Genomic DNA, 15,959 nt, shown 5'->3' with positions numbered 1-15,959 from the left:
ATGGCGCGCGGTTGGTAGCGTCCGCGCGCATGGGTGGCATCGGGTTCTCGATCGGCATTGACGGCGACGGTGACGTCGACACGGCGCGCGTGGCGGTGTGGGAGGAGATGCGGACGTTCGCGCAGTGGTTCCACGTGCTCGGCGGCAAGGCCTACGACGAGCTGGACCATTACCTCGACGGGCTCGAACCGGCCGCGGAGCGGCATCGGACCGGGGACCGGCGGATGTACTGGTGGTTTCCCAGCCCCGCCGGCAGCTGCCCGCGCTCGATGCTCGCCTGGGCGCACTGGTGCGCCGTCGCCGTCGCCGTCGACTGGAAGCGGGTCGGGTACGTCGCCGGGCGGCACGGGGTCACCGTCACCGGGCCGCGGCCCGACGCGGCGGCGGGCGAGGAACGGTTCGTGGTCCTGCGCGACCGGCTGTGGCTCGTGGAGGACGACGGGCTGCGGGGCGACGACCTCCTGCTGCCGCTCGACGAGCTGACCGAGGAGGAGACCGGCCGCGTCGACGCCGCGCGGGAGCGGTGCGGATGCGTGGTCTGCGCCGGGCTGCGGCCGGATCCCGAGATCCTCACGGCGGTGCTCGCCGACCTGCACGGGGCCGACGACGGCCGGGCCGTGCAGGCCGCGTGGCACCTCGAGCGGATGGACAGCGTCCCGCCCGAGGCCCTGGAGGCGCTCGTGCAGGTCGGCGCGCAGCCCGGGCGCTTCCACTACGACGACTTCAGCCACCCGATCACCCGCTGCGCCGGCCGCGTGCCCGGCGCGTGGGCGCAGCTCATGTCCCTCACGCCCGAGGTGGGCCACGACGGGAGAGACATGGCCCTGCAGGCCTTGTTCCCGTTGTACCGAGCGCCGCAGCGCACCGAGGACGAGCGGGACGCCTACCGGACGGCGCTGCGGGCCGCCCTCACCGAGTACGGCAGCGACACCGCGTTCTACCTGCTCAAGGAGCTGGACCAGAACTGAGCCGCGCAGGGACGGGCGGTGGACCCGGCCCTGCACGCACAGGGCCGGGTCGCCCGAGTGGCGCTCGGCAAGAACGGGCCGGCCGGCGCGGTTCAGGTCCAGGCGCGGCCGAACCACCGCCGGACCCGGCTCGACCCGAACTCGGTCTTGTCCGCCCGGTAGACGTCGGAGGCGTCGTCGAAGGTGCCGAACGGCGTCTCGCCCCGGCGGAACGTCACCTGGACGCGGCCGATGCGCTCCTCGCCGAACTCGACGAAGCAGATACCGGTGCCGTCGTAGGTCGCCGCGGCACCGTCGCCGCGGTGCGCCGCGATGATCTGGTCGGCGACGACCGCCGCCTGGCCCTCGGCGAACACCCCGGCCTTGGGCGTGCCGACGCTGGTCACGTCGCCGACCGCGTAGACACCGTCGTACCGCGTGCGCAGGGTCAGCGGGTCGACCGGGATCCAGCCGTCGACGCACATCCCGGAGTCCAGCACCACCTGCGGCGCCCGGTGCACGGGCACCCCGAGGAACAGGTCGAACGGCAGCTCGTCGCCGTCGGCGAGCAGGGCCACCTTGCGCCGCGGGTCGAGCCCGCGCACCAGCCGGTTCGGGTGCCAGCCGATGCCCCGCTCGGCGAACGCCGTCAGCAGCGCCGCGGAGGCGGCCGGCGACGGCGGGATCGGCGCGCCGAGCGGCATCACGAGGTCGACCGTCGAGCGGTCCCGGATGCCGCGGGCGGACAGCAGGTCGTGCAGCATGAGCGCGGTCTCGCTCGGCGCCGGCGGGCACTTGAACGGGGTCGACGTGACCCCGACGAGCACCCGGCCGCCGTCGAACCGTTCGAGGACCTCGCGCAGCGCGAACGCGCCGCCGACCGTGTAGAACTCGTGCCCGGCCTCGACCAGGCCCGGGGTCGCGCCCGGGTCCAGGTCGGCGCCGAGCGCGACCACCAGGACGTCCGCCTCGTAGGTGCCCTCGTCGGTCTCGACCCGCCGCCCCGCCGGGTCGATGGACCGGATCTCGGCCCGTACGACGCGGACGCCCGGCTTGACCAGGTCCGCGTACGGGTGCCGCACCGCCGCCGCGGTGGTGCGGCCGAACATGACGTCGAGCTTGGAGAACCCGAAGACGAACCCGTCGGCTTTGTCGACCAGGGTGATCTCGGCGGCGTCGCCCAACGCCTCGGACAGCCGGGTGGTCAGCTCCAGACCGCCGAAGCCGGCACCCAGCACCAGGACGCGCATGACGTCAGGCCGGCTGCGCGACGATGCGGATGTACGGCTTCGGCTCTTTCCAGACGCCGAAGACCTCGCGGGCCCGCTCGTTGCTGACCGAGCCGGCGATCACCACGTCCTCGCCCTGTCGCCAGTTCACCGGCGTGGCGACCGCGTGCCGGGCGGTCAGCTGCAGCGAGTCGATGACCCGCAGGATCTCGTCGAAGTTGCGTCCGGTGGTCATCGGGTACAGCAGGATCAGTTTGATCTTCTTGTCCGGGCCGATCACGAAGACCCCGCGGACCGTCTGGTTCTGGGCGGCGGTCCGGTCGGCCGCGTCACCGCTGACGTCGGCGCCGAGCATCCCGTACGCCTTGGACACGACGAAGTCCGCGTCCCCGATCATCGGGTAGTTGGGTGCCGTGCCCTGCGTCTCCTCGATGTCGGCGGCCCACTGGGCGTGCCGGTCGACGGGGTCCACCGACAGCGCCATCAGCTTGACGCCGCGCCTGTCGAACTCCGGCTTGATCTTCGCCATGTAGCCGAGCTCGGTCGTGCAGATCGGGGTGAAGTCCTTCGGGTGCGAGAACAGCACCGCCCAGGAGTCGCCGATCCACTCGTGGAAGCTGATCGGGCCGTCCGTGGTCGCCGCCACGAAGTCGGGGGCGACGTCACCGATCGTCAAGCTCATCTCGTGCTCCTTCATCCTCGCCCGGCCGGCGCGGCCGGGCGTTGAGGAGAACAGTAGGAAGGCGGCGTTCCCTGGGCGTTACCTTATTGGAAGGCCTGCTCAGCGCGGGTGCGATCGACCCAGAACGGGTGATCGGCCCGGGTGAAGCCGGCCACCGCGGCCTGCCGCCGGTCCCGGGCCAGGGCCGGGTCGCCGGCCGCGACCGCCGCGTAGGACGCCGTCAGGTCGGCCATCGCGGCCCAGCCGGAACTGGCGAACGCACCCGCGAACCGGGCGGCCGCCGCGGCCAGCTCCGCCGCTCCCTCCGGCGCGCCCGCCTGGACGTGGGCCTGCGCGCCGACCGGGTTCAGCAGCGCGCTGCAGGTCGGGCACTCGCCGTACCTGGCCGCCGCGGACCGCGCCGAACGCACCGAGCGGACCGCCGCCTCGGGCTCGCCGCGCTCCACCGCCGCGAACGCGGCCGTGGCGTGCAGCCGCGCCCACGCGTGACGGGCCATCGGGGTCACGGTCGCGATCGACGTCGCCCGATTGAGGAACACGGTCGCCTCGGCGTGCTCCCCGACGCACGCCGCCAGCTCGGCGCGGCGCAGCCAGGGCAGCGCGACCGTGCGGCTGCCGAGCGGCTCGTACAGGTCGCAGCTGCGCTCCAGGCAGGCGGCGGCCTCGTCCCACCGCGCCCGCAGCAGCAGCGACTCGCCGAGCAGGCACCAGGCGAACGCCTGGGCGGGCACGGCGTCGAGGCGTTCGGCGAGCGCCAGCGTCTCCCGGGCGTACTCGTCCACGTCGCGGGTCGAGTCGTCACCGTACAGCTGGTACTGGCTGAGGCAGTGGTTGAAGTCGCAGAACCGGGCCACCCGCTGGCCGAGCGCCGAACCGGTCAGCCGCTCGATCTGATGCCGCAGGCCGGGACGCCAGTCGCCACGCAGGTGCGAGACGAACGCCAGCGCCTCCAGCGCCGCGGCCACGTCGTCCTCGTCGCCGTGCGCCAGCGCCGCCGTGTGCGCCTCCTCGGCGTGCCGGCCGGCGGCCGCGAGGTCGCCGCGTTCCCACGCCAGCTGGGCGCGCAGACAGCTCAGGCGGCCCCGCTCGGCCGGGCCGGGACCGGACCCGTCCGCGGCCGCCAGGTGCGGCTCCGCCTCGCCGGGCCGGTGCTGCATCAGCCACGCGCCCGCGGCCTTGCGGTGCACCCGCCCCGACGGCGCCGCGGCCAGCGCCTGCGCGTAGGCCTGCACCGCCGCGGACGGGTTCCCCGACTGCACCCGCAGGTCGCCGACGCGCTCCCACAGGTCGGTGGTCAGCGCCGGCTCGCTCACCTGCTCGGCGCGGATCTCCTCGTAGAGGCGCTGGGTCTCCGCGGCCGGTCCCACCCCCAGCTCCTCCCGCAACACCTCGCACAGCTGTGCGTACTGCCGCTGCGCCTCGTCGCGGCGCCCGGCCAACGCGTACAGCCGCATCAGCCACGCGTGGTTCGCCTCGCCGAGCTGGTCGGCGGCCACCAGCCGCTGCACGGCGCGGGCCGCCTCGACCAGGTCACCGCCGGCCTCCAGCAGCCCGGCGTACTCCCCGACCAGGGCGAGGAAGTCGGCCTGCAGCTCCTCACGCGGCGCCGCCGCCCACTCCTCGTACAGGTCCTCGGGCAGCAGCCCCTGCCGGTACACGGCGATCGCGGCGGCGTACGCATCGACCTTCCTGCTCGCCCGGGCCTCGGCCACCAGCGACCAGTAGTCACCGACATCCACCGAAAGCCGACCGGGCGGCAGAAACAGCAGATCCCCCGCCGAAACGATGTATTCCGCGCCATCCACGGAATGCAGAATCCGCCGGGCGGAATGCAACACCTTCCGCAAATTCGCGGCCGCCGCCGGCGGCTCGAACTCCGGCCACAGCGCCGCCGTCACCCGCTCCCGCCGCAACCGCTGCCCCGGCGCCAGCGCCAGCATCTTGACCAGGGCCGCTGGCTTCCGCTGGGTCCACATCCCCGGATCGATGGCCCGACCTTCCACGTACACCCGGAAACCGCCGAAAAGGTCGATGCGCAAATTCACGCGGCCACCTTACCGAAACGATCCGGTCAGTCGGCCACCTCTGCCTTTCCCGTGACCGACGGCATTGCTGCGACTGAGCCACGACGGGTGTCATGCCGCGGAACGGCAGCGGCGGTGGTGGGGCCGAAATCCTGCTGTAACACGTAACAGTCCGGTCACGACGGCTTTCCCGGCGCGCGCCGCCGCACGTACAGTGCCAGTGGCCGGAGGTCAGACCTCTGTCCTCAGGCCTTCAATCCATGCCGACGTGAGGTGGACGCGTGCAGGAACCCGCCGCCCGGTACGAGGGATACAAGTCGTTCGACTACCTGGCTCCCCATACCGACTTCAAGGTGTTCGAACTGGCCCCACAGCTGGGCCGGGTGCCCGAGCACGACCTCGGGCTCTCCGACAGCCAGCGGGAACGGGTCGCCCGGCTGCTCAGCGAGCACGCCGCGATCTCGCTGCACGAGCACCCCAAGATCCTTCCTGCCGACGTCACGCAACTGCGGGACTACAACCGCACCGGACGCAACGCCTTCGGGTTCGAGGGGCTCGCGCGGTCCGGCCTCACCGCCGTCTTTGACAACTTCATGAACGGCACCGGCTGTGTCACCAGCGAGCACGCCTGGAAGTGGGACGACGTCATCTATGACATCGGGCTGCGCTTCGCCGATGTCGCCAAGCAGGACTACGTGGTGGTGGCGACCACCCTCGACGAGATCTTCGCGGCCAAGCGCGACGGCCGGCTCGCCCTGGTGGCGGGGCTGGAGGCGGCCACGATGATCGAGAACGAGCTGGACCGGATCGACATCCTGTACGGCTTCGGCGTGCGCCAGATGGGCATCGCCTACAGCCAGGCCAACATGCTCGGCAGCGGGCTCTCCGAGGACCGCGACGGCGGCCTCACCCACTTCGGCCGCCGCGCCGTCGACCGGATGAACAAGCTCGGCATCGCCATCGACATCTCGCACTCCGGCGACCAGACGTCCCGCGACGTGATCGAGGCCAGCCGGGTGCCGGTCTTCATCACCCACGCCGGCTCGCGCACGGTCTGGGACACGCCCCGGATGAAGCCGGACGACGTGATCCGCGCCTGCGCCGAGCGCGGCGGCGTGATCGGCATCGAGGCCGCCCCGCACACCACCCTGTCCGCGAAGCACCCGCACCACTCGATCGAGTCGGTGATGGACCACTTCACCCACTGCGTCGAGCTGGTCGGCATCGACCACGTGGCGTTCGGACCGGACACCAACTTCGGCGACCACGTCGGCCTGCACGACAGCTTCGTCGGGCACCTGGCGATCGGCCGGGCGCACGGCGCGGTCGACCACCCGCGCGTGCCGTACGTCTCCGGGCTCGAGAACCCGGCCGAGTGCTTCAGCAACATCGTCGGCTGGCTGGTCCAGCACGACTACTCCGATGACGAGATCGCCAAGGTCATCGGCGGCAACATCATTCGCGTACTTCAGGAGGTTTGGTGAGGAACCTGAGCAAGGCCGCCGTCGCGCTCGGCGCGGCGGTCGCCCTGACCCTGTCCGGCTGCGGGCTCAACGAGGACAACAACTCGTCGAAGGGCAGCGGCGGCGGCGACGCGGTGCTGCGGATCGGCACCACGACCGACGTCTCGAACTTCAACCCGCTGCAGTCGCTGAGCAAGACCGACTCCTGGATTCTCAACGCGATGTACCCGCACCTGCTGCGGCTCGACGAGAACGCGAAGAAGGCGCCGGAGCTGGCGAAGGAGTACAGCTACGAGGACGGCGGCAAGACCGCGGTGTTCAAGCTGCGCGACGACTTCATGTGGACCGACGGCAAGCCGGTGGTCGCCGATGACGTCAAGTTCAGCGCCGAGTCGATCATGAAGTACAAGCTCGGCAACGTCGCCGCCAAGCTCACCTGGGTCACCTCGATCGAGGCGCCGGACGCGACGACGGTGAAGTTCCACCTCTCGCAGGCGTACGCGCCGTTCGCCGAGGGTGTCGGCTTCTGGATGTCGGTCGTGCCCAAGCACGTCTTCGAGTCCGCCGGCGACCTGTCCAAGTTCCCCAACGACTCCAACTGGGTCGGCGCCGGGCCGTTCGTGCTGGAGAGCGCCACCAAGAGCCAGCGGTACGTGATGAAGCGCAACGACAAGTACCCGCTCGCGCCCGGTGGCAAGGCGGCCGTCAGCAAGGTCGAGTACCGCATCTACCCGGACGTCAACACGATGATGCTGGCGCTGCGCAACGGCGACATCGACCTGATGGGTACCCCGGTGCCGACGTCCGCGGCGAAGACCTTCCAGGGCGACTCGAAGATCAAGCTGACCAAGGTCGGCGCGCTCGGCTTCGCCCACCTGACGTACAACATGAACAACAAGGACCTGGCCAAGCAGGAGGTCCGGCAGGCGCTGTCGATGGCGGTCGACACCAAGGCCATCATCGCCTCGGTGCTGCAGGGCGACGCGCAGCAGATGGCCGGCCCCATCTCGCCGATCTTCGCCGAGTACGACAACACCCAGCTCCAGCCGTACGCGTTCGACCCGGCGGGGGCGAAGGCCAAGCTCACCGCGGCCGGCTACAAGGACGGCAACGGCGACGGCGTCTTCGACGGGCTGGAGCTCGGCGTCGCCTGCGACCAGTCGAACGCCAACATGACCCGGGTGGTGCAGCTGTTCCGGGAGAGCGCCGAGAAGGCCGGCATCAAGTTGAAGAACGAGTGCGTCGAGCGCAACACCTTCCTGAGCCGCACCAAGGAAGGCAAGTACGACATCGACGCGTCGCAGTGGGGCGTCTTCGACAACCCGATGGACCAGCTGCGCAGCACGTACCTGTCCAGCAACCCGGGTGGGATCAACTACAACCTGCTCAAGTCGGACGAGATGGACCGGCTGATCAACGACGCCGCCGGCACCACCGACCACGCCGCCTTCGTCGAGAAGATCAAGAACATCGACAAGGTCGTGCACGACCAGGCGTACCTGACCCCGCTGTACGTGGAGAACTTCCAGTTCGCCTACAACGCCAGCAAGTTCCAGGGCTTCGTCGCGTCGCCCTCCGACCTGCTCGGCATGGTCACCGCGTACTCGCTCGCCCAGGTCAAGCCGGTCGGCTGACCGGCCGACGCCAGCATTAGAAGGGAGGGGTCCCCCGTGGCACGCTTCGTGCTCAACCGGGCGCTGAAGGCCGTACTGACCATCTGGATAGCGATCACCGCGACGTTTTTCCTGCTCCGGTTGCTCCCGGGGGACCCCACGACCCTGATGGTCGAGGGCGACATGACCCCTGAGATGCGGGCCGCCCTGCTCAAGACCTACGGCCTGGACCGGCCGCTGTTCGAGCAGTACGTCGCGTATCTTCGCGAGCTGCTGCACGGCAACTTCGGGATATCGTTCCGGCAGATCCAGCCGGTGAGTGAGATCCTCGTCGACCGGCTGCCGTGGACACTGCTGCTGGCCGGCACGGCGTTCGTGCTGACCATCGCCATCGGCATCCCGATCGGCGTGTTCGCGGCGGCCCATCGCGACCGCTGGCCGGACAAGGTGCTGCAGGGCTTCGGCATCGGCGGGCACGCGCTCTTCGTGCCCAGCGTGGCCATGCTGCTGCTGGTCTTCGTCGGCGCCCGGCTCGGCTGGTTCCCGATCGGCGGGGCGATCGACCCCGACGCCCGGGGCGCCGCCGCCTATCTCAGCCTGGCGCACCACCTGGTGCTGCCGGTGCTCTCGCTGGTCCTCGTGCAACTCGGCCCGTACGCGCTGACGCTGCGCACCAACCTGGTCGACGTCCTCGGCGAGGACTACATCCGCGCCGCCCGCGCCCGCGGCCTCTCCGGCCGCCGCCGGCTGTGGAAGCACGCCCTGCGCAACGCGATCCTGCCCGCGCTGACCCTGATGGGCCTCCAGCTCGGCACGCTGGTCGGCGGCGCCGTGCTCACCGAGACCGTGTTCGCCTACCCCGGGGTCGGCCGGCTCATCTACGAGGCCGTCGGGCAACGCGACTACCCCGTCCTGCAAGGAGCGTTCATCATGCTCGCGATCACCGTCGTGGTTGCCAACACGGTCACCGACCTGCTCTACGCCGTGCTCAACCCGAGGATCCGGCTGTGAGCGCGCCGCTCATGCCGGAGGCGGCGGCGGAAGCGGCGCCCAGCGCCAAGCCGGCCTGGCGCGCCTTCCTGCGGCAGCCCTCCGGGCTGCTCGCGGCGACGGTGCTGGCGGTGATGGCCGTGGTCGCGCTCGCCGCCCCGCTGATCGCCGACGAGCCCGTCGGTACGGGCAATGACGTGCTCGCCGGACCCTCGGGCGCGCACTGGTTCGGCACCGACGACCTCGGCCAGGACATCTTCGCCCAGGTGGTCTGGGGCACCCGGACCAGCCTGATGATCGGTGTGGCCGCCTCACTCATCGCGATCGTGCTCGGCACCGCGATCGGACTCGCCTCGGCGCACTTCCGGCCGGTCGACGCCGTCGGCACGGTCGTCACCGACGTGATGCTGGCGCTGCCGACCCTCCCCCTGATGATCATGCTGGCCGCGATCGTCAACCCGAGCGTCTGGACGCTCACCGTGATCATCGGCGTCTTCGCCTGGCCCGAGGTGGCCCGGCTGATCCGCTCGCAAGGCCTGGTCGTCTCGTCGATGCCCTACATCGACGGCGCGCGGGTGCTCGGCGCGAGCGGCTGGCGGATCGTCACCCGCGAGATCCTGCCCGCGGTGGTCCCGCTGATCGTGGTGAGCGTGCTGCTGACCGCGTCCCGCGCGGTCATCTCCGAGGCGGGGCTGAGCTTCCTCGGCCTCGGTGACCCCGACTCGTGGTCGTGGGGGCGGATCCTGCTCAACGCCCAGCGCAGCGGCGTGGTCGCCATCGCCTGGTGGCAGACGCTGTTCCCGTCGCTGGCGATCCTGCTGCTCGTCCTTGCCGCCACCGTGGCCGGCATGCGCTTCAACGACATCCGCGACCCCCGCCGGAACGGAGGCTGACCCGTGCGCCTGCCCGACAGTTTCTACTCGTCCGTCCGCGCCGAGCTGACCGAGGCGCTCGGCGAACGCGGCCTCGACGGCTTCCTCGCCACCTCCCCCGCCGACGTGGCATACCTCTGCGGGTTCTTCTACATCGCCACCGAGCGGCCGGTGTACCTGTGGATGCCGCGCTCCGGCGACCCGCTGCTGGTGATCCCCCGGCTGGACGACGAGTACGCCGCCCAGCAGCGGGTCACGGTCGAGACGGTCAGCTACTTCGAGTACCCCGGCGTGGTCACCGCCGAGCAGACGCTCGCCGCGGCGCTGGCCGGCCGCGGGGCGCGCCGGATCGGGGTGGGCGCCGGCGTGTCGGTCGGGGCGTTCCGCGCGCTGTCGGCGGCCCTCGGCGAGACCACCACCCTGGAGACCACCGACGCGGTGGCCAGGCTGCGGCTGCGCAAGCGGCCCGAGGAGATCCCGTTCCACGAGGCGGCGGCGCGCATCTGCGACGAGATGCTGGCCGCGGGCCGGGCGCTGATCGCCGACGCGCTGCGCCGGGGCGACGACCTGCCCCGCGAGGACGAGATCGCCCGGCACGTCATCGGCTACGGCACGGACCGGATGTACGCCGACTACGACATGGTCGTCTACACCACCAAGCTCGCCGGTGGGCTCGTCTACGCCGGGCCGAACTCGGCACTGCCGCACGGCCTGCCGACCCGGCGGCGGGTCCGGCCCGGCGACACCCTGATCCTCTCGCTCGGCGCGGCGGTGGCGAGCCGGTTCGTGGAGAGCGAGCGGACGTTCGTGATCGGCGAGCCGACCCCGGAGCAGCAGCGCTACTACGAGGCCGACCGGGAGGCGCAGGAGGTCGGCACCCAGGCGATGGTGGCCGGGCGGACCTGCGCCGAGGTCAACAAGATCTGCCTGGACGTGCTGCGGGGCCACGGTCTCGGCGACTACATCCGGCACCGGCAGGGCCACGGCATCGGGTTGCAGAACCACGAGCCGCCGTGGGTCGAGGACGGCGACAACACCGTCCTGGCCCCCGGGATGCTGCTGTCCAGCGAGCCCGGCGTGTACGTGCCGGGGCACGCCGGCTACCGCATCTCCGACACGGTGCTGGTCGAGGCGGCCGGACCGCGCCGGCTCACCGGCTACCCCCGCGACCTGGCGTCCACCGTCATCGAGGAGATCCGATGAGTTTCCATGAGCGGCTGACCGTCAACGGCGCCGAGCTGGTGGTCGAGGCGTTCGGCCCGCAGGACGGGCCGGCGATGATCGTGCACCACGGCGCGCCGGGCCTGGGCTCCCGGTCCGAGCCGAAGCGGTCGTTCGGCCCGTTCGCCGACACGTTCCGGGTCATCGTCTTCGACGCCCGCGGCTCCGGCGAGTCCAGCGACCACGAGCCGTTCACCCACGCGCAGTGGGTCGCCGACGTGGACGCGATCCGCGCGTACTTCGGCCACGAGCGGATCGTCATGGCCGGCGGATCGTACGGCGGGTTCATCGCGCTGGAGTACGCCGTCGCCCACCCCGACCGGGTCTCGGCGCTCGTGCTGCGGGACACCGCGGCCGACACCGCGCACGACCACCTCGCCGTCGAGCGGGCGAAGTCCACCGACCGGACCGTCATTCCACAGTGGGCGATCGACCGCATCGGCACCGGCCGGTTCGAGAGCAACGAGCAGCTGCGCGAGTACTGGAAGGCGATCCTGCCGCTCTACGACCACCAGCACGACCCGGCGAAGGACGCCGCCAAGCTGGCCGCGACCCGGTTCCACCACCGGACGCACAACGCGGCGTTCGGGCAGAACATGCCGCGGTACGACCTGAAGCCGAAGCTCCCGTCGGTCACCTGCCCGACCCTGGTCACCGTGGGCCGGCACGACTGGCGCACGCCGGTGGCCGCGTCGGAGACGATCGCGGAGCTGATCCCCGACGCCCGGCTGGTCGTGTTCGAGCAGTCCGGCCACTCCCCCCAGCTCGAGGAGCCGGAGCTGTTCCAGCGGACCGTCCGGGACTTCCTGGCCGGGGCCGGAGTCGTGTGATGGCGCTGCTGGAGGTCGAGGACCTGCGGGTCAGCTTCCCTGGGCCGGGCAGCGCGCCGGTACGGGCGGTCAACGGCGTGTCCCTCGCCCTGGAGCCCGGGCGGACGCTGGCCATCCTCGGCGAGTCCGGCTCGGGCAAGAGCGTCACCGCGCAAGCGGTCATGGGCATTCTCGACGCGCCTCCGGCGCAGGTCAGCGGATCGGTGCGGCTGCGCGGCCGGGAGCTGCTGACGCTGCCGCCGAAGCAGCGCGACAAGGTCAGCGGCGAGGAGATCGGCATGGTCTTCCAGGACGCCATGGCCGCGCTGAACCCGGTCTACACGGTCGGTGAGCAGCTCAGCGAGCTGCTGCGGGTCCGGCGTGGACTGTCGCGGTCGGACGCCCGGCGGCGCGCGGTCGAGCTGGTCGACCGGGTGCGCATCCCGGCCGCCAAGGACCGGGTGCGCGACTACCCGCACCAGTTCTCCGGCGGGATGCGGCAGCGCATCATGATCGCGCTGGCCATCGCGCTCGAACCGGCGGTGCTGATCGCCGATGAGCCGACGACCGCGCTCGACGTCACGGTGCAGGCCCAGGTGATGGGGCTGATCGCCGAGATCCAGCGGGACAGCGGGATGGCCCTGCTGCTCATCACGCACGACCTGGGCGTGGTCGCCGAGGTCGCCGACGACGTGGCGGTGATGTACGCCGGCCGGCTCGTCGAGCGGGCCACCGTGGAGCAGGTCTTCGGCGGCCCGGCCCACCCGTACACCGAAGGGCTGCTCGCCTCGATGCCCCGGGTCGACCGGCGCGACGAGGAGCTGTACGCGATCCCCGGTACCCCGCCGAACCCGGCGCGGCTGCCGGCCGGTTGCCCGTTCCATCCGCGCTGCCCGCGTGCCGACGACACCTGCCGTTCCACGCTGCCGCCGCTGTCGCCGCTGCCGCACGGCCGGGCCAGCGCCTGCCACCACCGGGAGGAGCTGCTGCATGTCAGCCACCGATGACCCGGTGCTCCGGGTCGACAACCTGGTCCGGCACTTCCCGGTGAAGGGCCGGCTGCCCTTCACGTCCGGCGGGGTGGTCAGGGCCGTCGACGGGGTGTCCTTCGACCTCCGGCGCGGCGAGACCCTCGGGGTCGTCGGCGAGTCCGGCTGCGGCAAGAGCACGCTCGCCCGGATGCTGGTCGGGCTGGAACGCCCGACGTCCGGCGAGGTGCGCTTCGGCGACGCCGTCGTGCACACCGCGCGGGGCCGCCGGCTGCGGGAGCTGCGCCGGCGGATCCAGATCGTGCTCCAGGACCCGTACACCTCGCTGAACCCGCGGCGCACCGTGCGCGACATCCTGCTCCAGCCGTTCGAGATCCACCCGGACGTGGTGGACCGCCGGCGTCGGCTGGACCGGGTCAAGGAGTTGCTCGAGCTGGTCGGTCTCGACCCGTCGCTGCACCTGGACCGCTATCCGCACCAGTTCTCCGGCGGTCAGCGGCAGCGGATCGGCATCGCCCGGGCGCTCGCCCTACGGCCTGACGTCATCATCTGCGACGAGCCGGTCTCCGCGCTCGACGTTTCGGTCCAGGCCCAGGTGGTCAACCTGCTGGAGCGGCTGCAGCGCGAGCTCGGCGTGGCGTACGTCTTCATCGCCCACGACCTGTCGGTGGTCCGGCACATCTCGGACCGGGTGGCGGTGATGTACCTCGGCAAGCTGGTCGAGACCGGACCCGAGGCGCCGCTGTACGACGCGCCGCAGCACCCCTACACCAAGGCGCTGTTGTCGGCGGTCCCCGTACCGGAGCCTGTGGGCCGGGCCGAACGGCAGCGGATCCTGCTCGCCGGCGACCCGCCGAGCCCCGTCGACCCGCCGTCCGGCTGCCGGTTCCGGACCCGCTGCTGGCAGGCCTCGGAAACCTGCGCCCACGTCGAGCCGCTGCTGACCGGCGACGGGCGATCGGTCGCCTGCCACTATCCGCTGCCCGCCGCATAAGGAGAATGTGCTGTGCTGCAAGAACCCGCGACCCGGTACCAGGGCCACAAGTCCTACTCGTACCTTGAGCCGCACCTCGACTACCGGGAATTCGACCTGGCCTCGGAGGTCGGCCGGGTGCCCGAACACGACCTCGGGCTCTCCGACGCGCGGCGGCAGCGGGTGACCCGGCTCCTCGCCGAGCACGTCGCGATCTCGCTGCACGAGCACCCCGTGGTCCTCCCGTCCGACGTGCGGCAGCTGCGCGCCTACAACCGCACCGCGCGCCAGCGGACCGGGTACGAGGGGCTCGCGCGCTCCGGCCTGACCGCGGTCTTCGACAACTTCATGGCCGGCGCTTCCTGCGTGACCAGCGAGAACGGCTGGAAGTGGAACGACCTGATCTACGCGCTCGGGATGCGGATGAGCGACCTGTACAAGCAGGACCACGTGCGGCTGGCCACGTCGGTCGACGACATCCGGGCCGCCAAGCGCGACGGCCGGCTCGCCCTGGTCGCCGGGCTGGAGTGCTGCACCCCGATCGAGAACGAGCTGGACCGCATCGACATCCTGTACGGCTTCGGCGTCCGGCAGCTCGGTGTCGCGTACAGCCAGGCGAACATGCTCGGCGGCGGGCTCTCCGAGCCGCGCGACGGCGGGCTGACCCACTTCGGCCGGCGCGCCGTCGACCGGATGAACAAGCTCGGCATCGCCATCGACATCTCGCACAGCGGCGACCAGACCTGCCTGGACGTGATCGAGGCCAGCCGGGTGCCGGTGTTCATCACTCACGCCGGCGCACGGTCGGTGTGGGACACCGCGCGGATGAAGCCGGACGAGGTGATCCGCGCGTGCGCCGAGCGGGGCGGCGTCATCGGCATCGAGGCGGCGCCGCACACCACGCTGTCGGAGCAGCACCTGGAGCACTCGATCGAGTCGGTGATGGACCACTTCACGTACTGCGTCGACCTGGTCGGCATCGACCATGTCACGTTCGGCCCGGACACGATGTTCGGTGACCACGTCGGGGTGCACAACACGTACGCGGGCAACTACGCCCACGACAGCGGGAAGAAGCCGTCGCACCCCCGGGTGGAGTACGTCTCCGGCCTGGAGAACCCGGGCGAGGCGTTCGGCAACATCGTCGGCTGGCTGGTCAACCACGACTATTCGGACGACGAGATCGCCAAGGTCATCGGGGGCAACACCCTGCGCGTGCTCGAACAGGTCTGGTAGCGGCCGGCACTACTACACTCTGGACGGCGGAGAGGTGGGACTGAATGGCTCGGCGCGAAACCGCGCTCCAGGCCGCGCAGATGCAGCTGCGCGGGTTGATCGGCAGCGAGTTCCTGAGCGGTGACAAGCTACCCAACGAACGGGAGCTCGCGGACCGGTTGACGGTCAGCCGCGCCACCGTGCGCGAGGTGCTCGGCCAGCTCGCCGCCGAGGGCCTCCTGACCCGCACCTGGGGTGTCGGCACGTTCGTCCGGGAGCCGGCCGAGCGGGTCCCGGTCTCGATCAGCGACGTCACCGCGCTGCGCGACCGCATCACCGCCTCGGGCCACAGCCCGGCCCTCCAGGACGCGTCGGTGAGCCGCACCGCCTGCCCGGACGACTGCGCCAAGGTCCTCGGCCTGGCGCCCGGTGACCCGGTGTGGCGCGTCGACCGCCTCTTCGCCGTCGACGGGGTGGCCGCGGCCTGGATCCGCGACCACCTCCCGCTCGCCGTCGGCGGCCGGGACCTCGACCCGTCGGGCCTGCTCAGCATCGACCACGACATGTTCGAGTTCCTGGCCGGCGCCACCGGCATGCCGGTCCGCCGCGCCGAGATCGACTTCGCCGCGGTCCTGGCCGACGAGGAGGCCGTCGACCGCCTCGGAGTGCCGCTCGGGCACCCGCTGGTGAACGCCACCCAGATCGGCTACACGGCCGAAGAGCTGGCCCTCTTCCACGGCCACATCACGGTGCGCACCGACATCCTGACGCTGCGGATCACCCGCGCCGGCTGACCCGCGGTGGCCTCCGATGTCGCCCCGGGTGATGGGCCGCCCCCGTTTGCCGGTCCATCACCCCTGGCGCGCGTCTTCCTTGGCGACGTGCACATACCAGGTGTCGGCACTTCGCCGGACGTCTCCTACGATCGCCGG

General features: G+C 71.4%; 14 protein-coding genes. 11 read left to right on the top strand and 3 right to left on the bottom strand.

What is annotated here, in order from left to right; genetic code table 11:
- Positions 1-29: 29 nt before the first annotated feature.
- Positions 30-968 carry a hypothetical protein gene (locus ACZ6TV_RS31675; RefSeq protein WP_465300959.1) on the top strand — a complete coding sequence of 313 codons (939 nt, stop codon included), beginning with the start codon at positions 30-32 and terminating at the stop codon, positions 966-968.
- 92 nt (positions 969-1,060) lie between these two features.
- On the opposite strand, the gene ACZ6TV_RS31670 is transcribed toward ACZ6TV_RS31675, so the two are convergent.
- The 3 genes from ACZ6TV_RS31670 to ACZ6TV_RS31660 form a co-directional block, all read right to left on the bottom strand.
- Positions 1,061-2,197 carry an NAD(P)/FAD-dependent oxidoreductase gene (locus ACZ6TV_RS31670; RefSeq protein WP_465300958.1) on the bottom strand — a complete coding sequence of 379 codons (1,137 nt, stop codon included), beginning with the start codon at positions 2,195-2,197 and terminating at the stop codon, positions 1,061-1,063.
- Between the two features lie 4 nt (positions 2,198-2,201).
- Positions 2,202-2,858 carry a peroxiredoxin gene (locus tag ACZ6TV_RS31665; RefSeq protein ID WP_465300957.1) on the bottom strand — a complete coding sequence of 219 codons (657 nt, stop codon included), beginning with the start codon at positions 2,856-2,858 and terminating at the stop codon, positions 2,202-2,204.
- Positions 2,859-2,941: 83 nt separating this feature from the next.
- Positions 2,942-4,903, bottom strand: a complete 1,962-nt coding sequence (locus tag ACZ6TV_RS31660; RefSeq protein ID WP_465300956.1) for an AfsR/SARP family transcriptional regulator — start codon at positions 4,901-4,903, stop codon at positions 2,942-2,944.
- A gap of 260 nt (positions 4,904-5,163) precedes the next feature.
- On the opposite strand from ACZ6TV_RS31660, the gene ACZ6TV_RS31655 reads away from it, so the two are divergent.
- The 10 genes from ACZ6TV_RS31655 to ACZ6TV_RS31610 are packed head-to-tail and all read left to right on the top strand — an operon-like array spanning position 5,164 to position 15,821.
- Positions 5,164-6,366, top strand: a complete 1,203-nt coding sequence (locus ACZ6TV_RS31655; RefSeq protein ID WP_344508866.1) for a dipeptidase — start codon at positions 5,164-5,166, stop codon at positions 6,364-6,366.
- Positions 6,363-7,979 (top strand): ABC transporter substrate-binding protein, encoded by a 1,617-nt coding sequence (locus tag ACZ6TV_RS31650; RefSeq protein ID WP_465300955.1) that lies wholly within the window; start codon positions 6,363-6,365, stop codon positions 7,977-7,979. Before ACZ6TV_RS31655 ends, ACZ6TV_RS31650 begins: the two co-directional genes overlap by 4 nt.
- 36 nt (positions 7,980-8,015) lie before the next feature.
- Positions 8,016-8,969: an ABC transporter permease gene (locus ACZ6TV_RS31645; RefSeq protein ID WP_465300954.1), complete on the top strand. Its 954-nt coding sequence runs from the start codon at positions 8,016-8,018 to the stop codon at positions 8,967-8,969.
- On the top strand, positions 8,966-9,841 hold the full coding sequence (locus ACZ6TV_RS31640) for an ABC transporter permease (RefSeq protein WP_465300953.1): 876 nt from the start codon (positions 8,966-8,968) through the stop codon (positions 9,839-9,841). The genes ACZ6TV_RS31645 and ACZ6TV_RS31640 overlap by 4 nt, the downstream gene beginning before the upstream one ends.
- 3 nt (positions 9,842-9,844) lie before the next feature.
- Complete coding sequence (locus ACZ6TV_RS31635; protein WP_465300952.1) at positions 9,845-11,023, top strand: M24 family metallopeptidase; 1,179 nt, start codon at positions 9,845-9,847, stop codon at positions 11,021-11,023.
- Complete coding sequence (locus ACZ6TV_RS31630) at positions 11,020-11,871, top strand: alpha/beta fold hydrolase (protein WP_465300951.1); 852 nt, start codon at positions 11,020-11,022, stop codon at positions 11,869-11,871. The genes ACZ6TV_RS31635 and ACZ6TV_RS31630 overlap by 4 nt, the downstream gene beginning before the upstream one ends.
- The gene (locus ACZ6TV_RS31625) at positions 11,871-12,857 is read left to right on the top strand and encodes an ABC transporter ATP-binding protein (protein ID WP_465300950.1); all 987 of its coding nucleotides are present in this window, start codon (positions 11,871-11,873) and stop codon (positions 12,855-12,857) included. The genes ACZ6TV_RS31630 and ACZ6TV_RS31625 overlap by 1 nt, the downstream gene beginning before the upstream one ends.
- Positions 12,841-13,833, top strand: coding sequence for an ABC transporter ATP-binding protein (locus tag ACZ6TV_RS31620; protein ID WP_465300949.1), 993 nt, complete (start codon positions 12,841-12,843; stop codon positions 13,831-13,833). Before ACZ6TV_RS31625 ends, ACZ6TV_RS31620 begins: the two co-directional genes overlap by 17 nt.
- A 12-nt stretch (positions 13,834-13,845) precedes the next feature.
- On the top strand, positions 13,846-15,048 hold the full coding sequence (locus ACZ6TV_RS31615; protein WP_465300948.1) for a dipeptidase: 1,203 nt from the start codon (positions 13,846-13,848) through the stop codon (positions 15,046-15,048).
- Between the two features lie 44 nt (positions 15,049-15,092).
- Complete coding sequence (locus ACZ6TV_RS31610) at positions 15,093-15,821, top strand: GntR family transcriptional regulator (RefSeq protein ID WP_465300947.1); 729 nt, start codon at positions 15,093-15,095, stop codon at positions 15,819-15,821.
- Positions 15,822-15,959 lie beyond the last annotated feature (138 nt).

Source organism: Dactylosporangium sp. NPDC051087, assembly GCF_055586325.1.
The sequence above is the reverse complement of the archived record's forward strand: the minus strand, read 5'-3'. Positions and strand labels throughout refer to the sequence as shown.

Excerpts from the sequence above, each read along its gene's own strand:
- ACZ6TV_RS31675 (WP_465300959.1), top strand. The coding sequence starts at position 30 with ATGGGTGGCATCGGGTTCTCGATCGGCATTGACGGCGACGGTGACGTC.
- ACZ6TV_RS31670 (WP_465300958.1), bottom strand. The coding sequence starts at position 2,197 with ATGCGCGTCCTGGTGCTGGGTGCCGGCTTCGGCGGTCTGGAGCTGACC.
- ACZ6TV_RS31665 (WP_465300957.1), bottom strand. The coding sequence starts at position 2,858 with ATGAGCTTGACGATCGGTGACGTCGCCCCCGACTTCGTGGCGGCGACC.
- ACZ6TV_RS31630 (WP_465300951.1), top strand. The coding sequence starts at position 11,020 with ATGAGTTTCCATGAGCGGCTGACCGTCAACGGCGCCGAGCTGGTGGTC.
- ACZ6TV_RS31625 (WP_465300950.1), top strand. The coding sequence starts at position 11,871 with ATGGCGCTGCTGGAGGTCGAGGACCTGCGGGTCAGCTTCCCTGGGCCG.
- ACZ6TV_RS31620 (WP_465300949.1), top strand. The coding sequence starts at position 12,841 with ATGTCAGCCACCGATGACCCGGTGCTCCGGGTCGACAACCTGGTCCGG.
- ACZ6TV_RS31610 (WP_465300947.1), top strand. The coding sequence starts at position 15,093 with ATGGCTCGGCGCGAAACCGCGCTCCAGGCCGCGCAGATGCAGCTGCGC.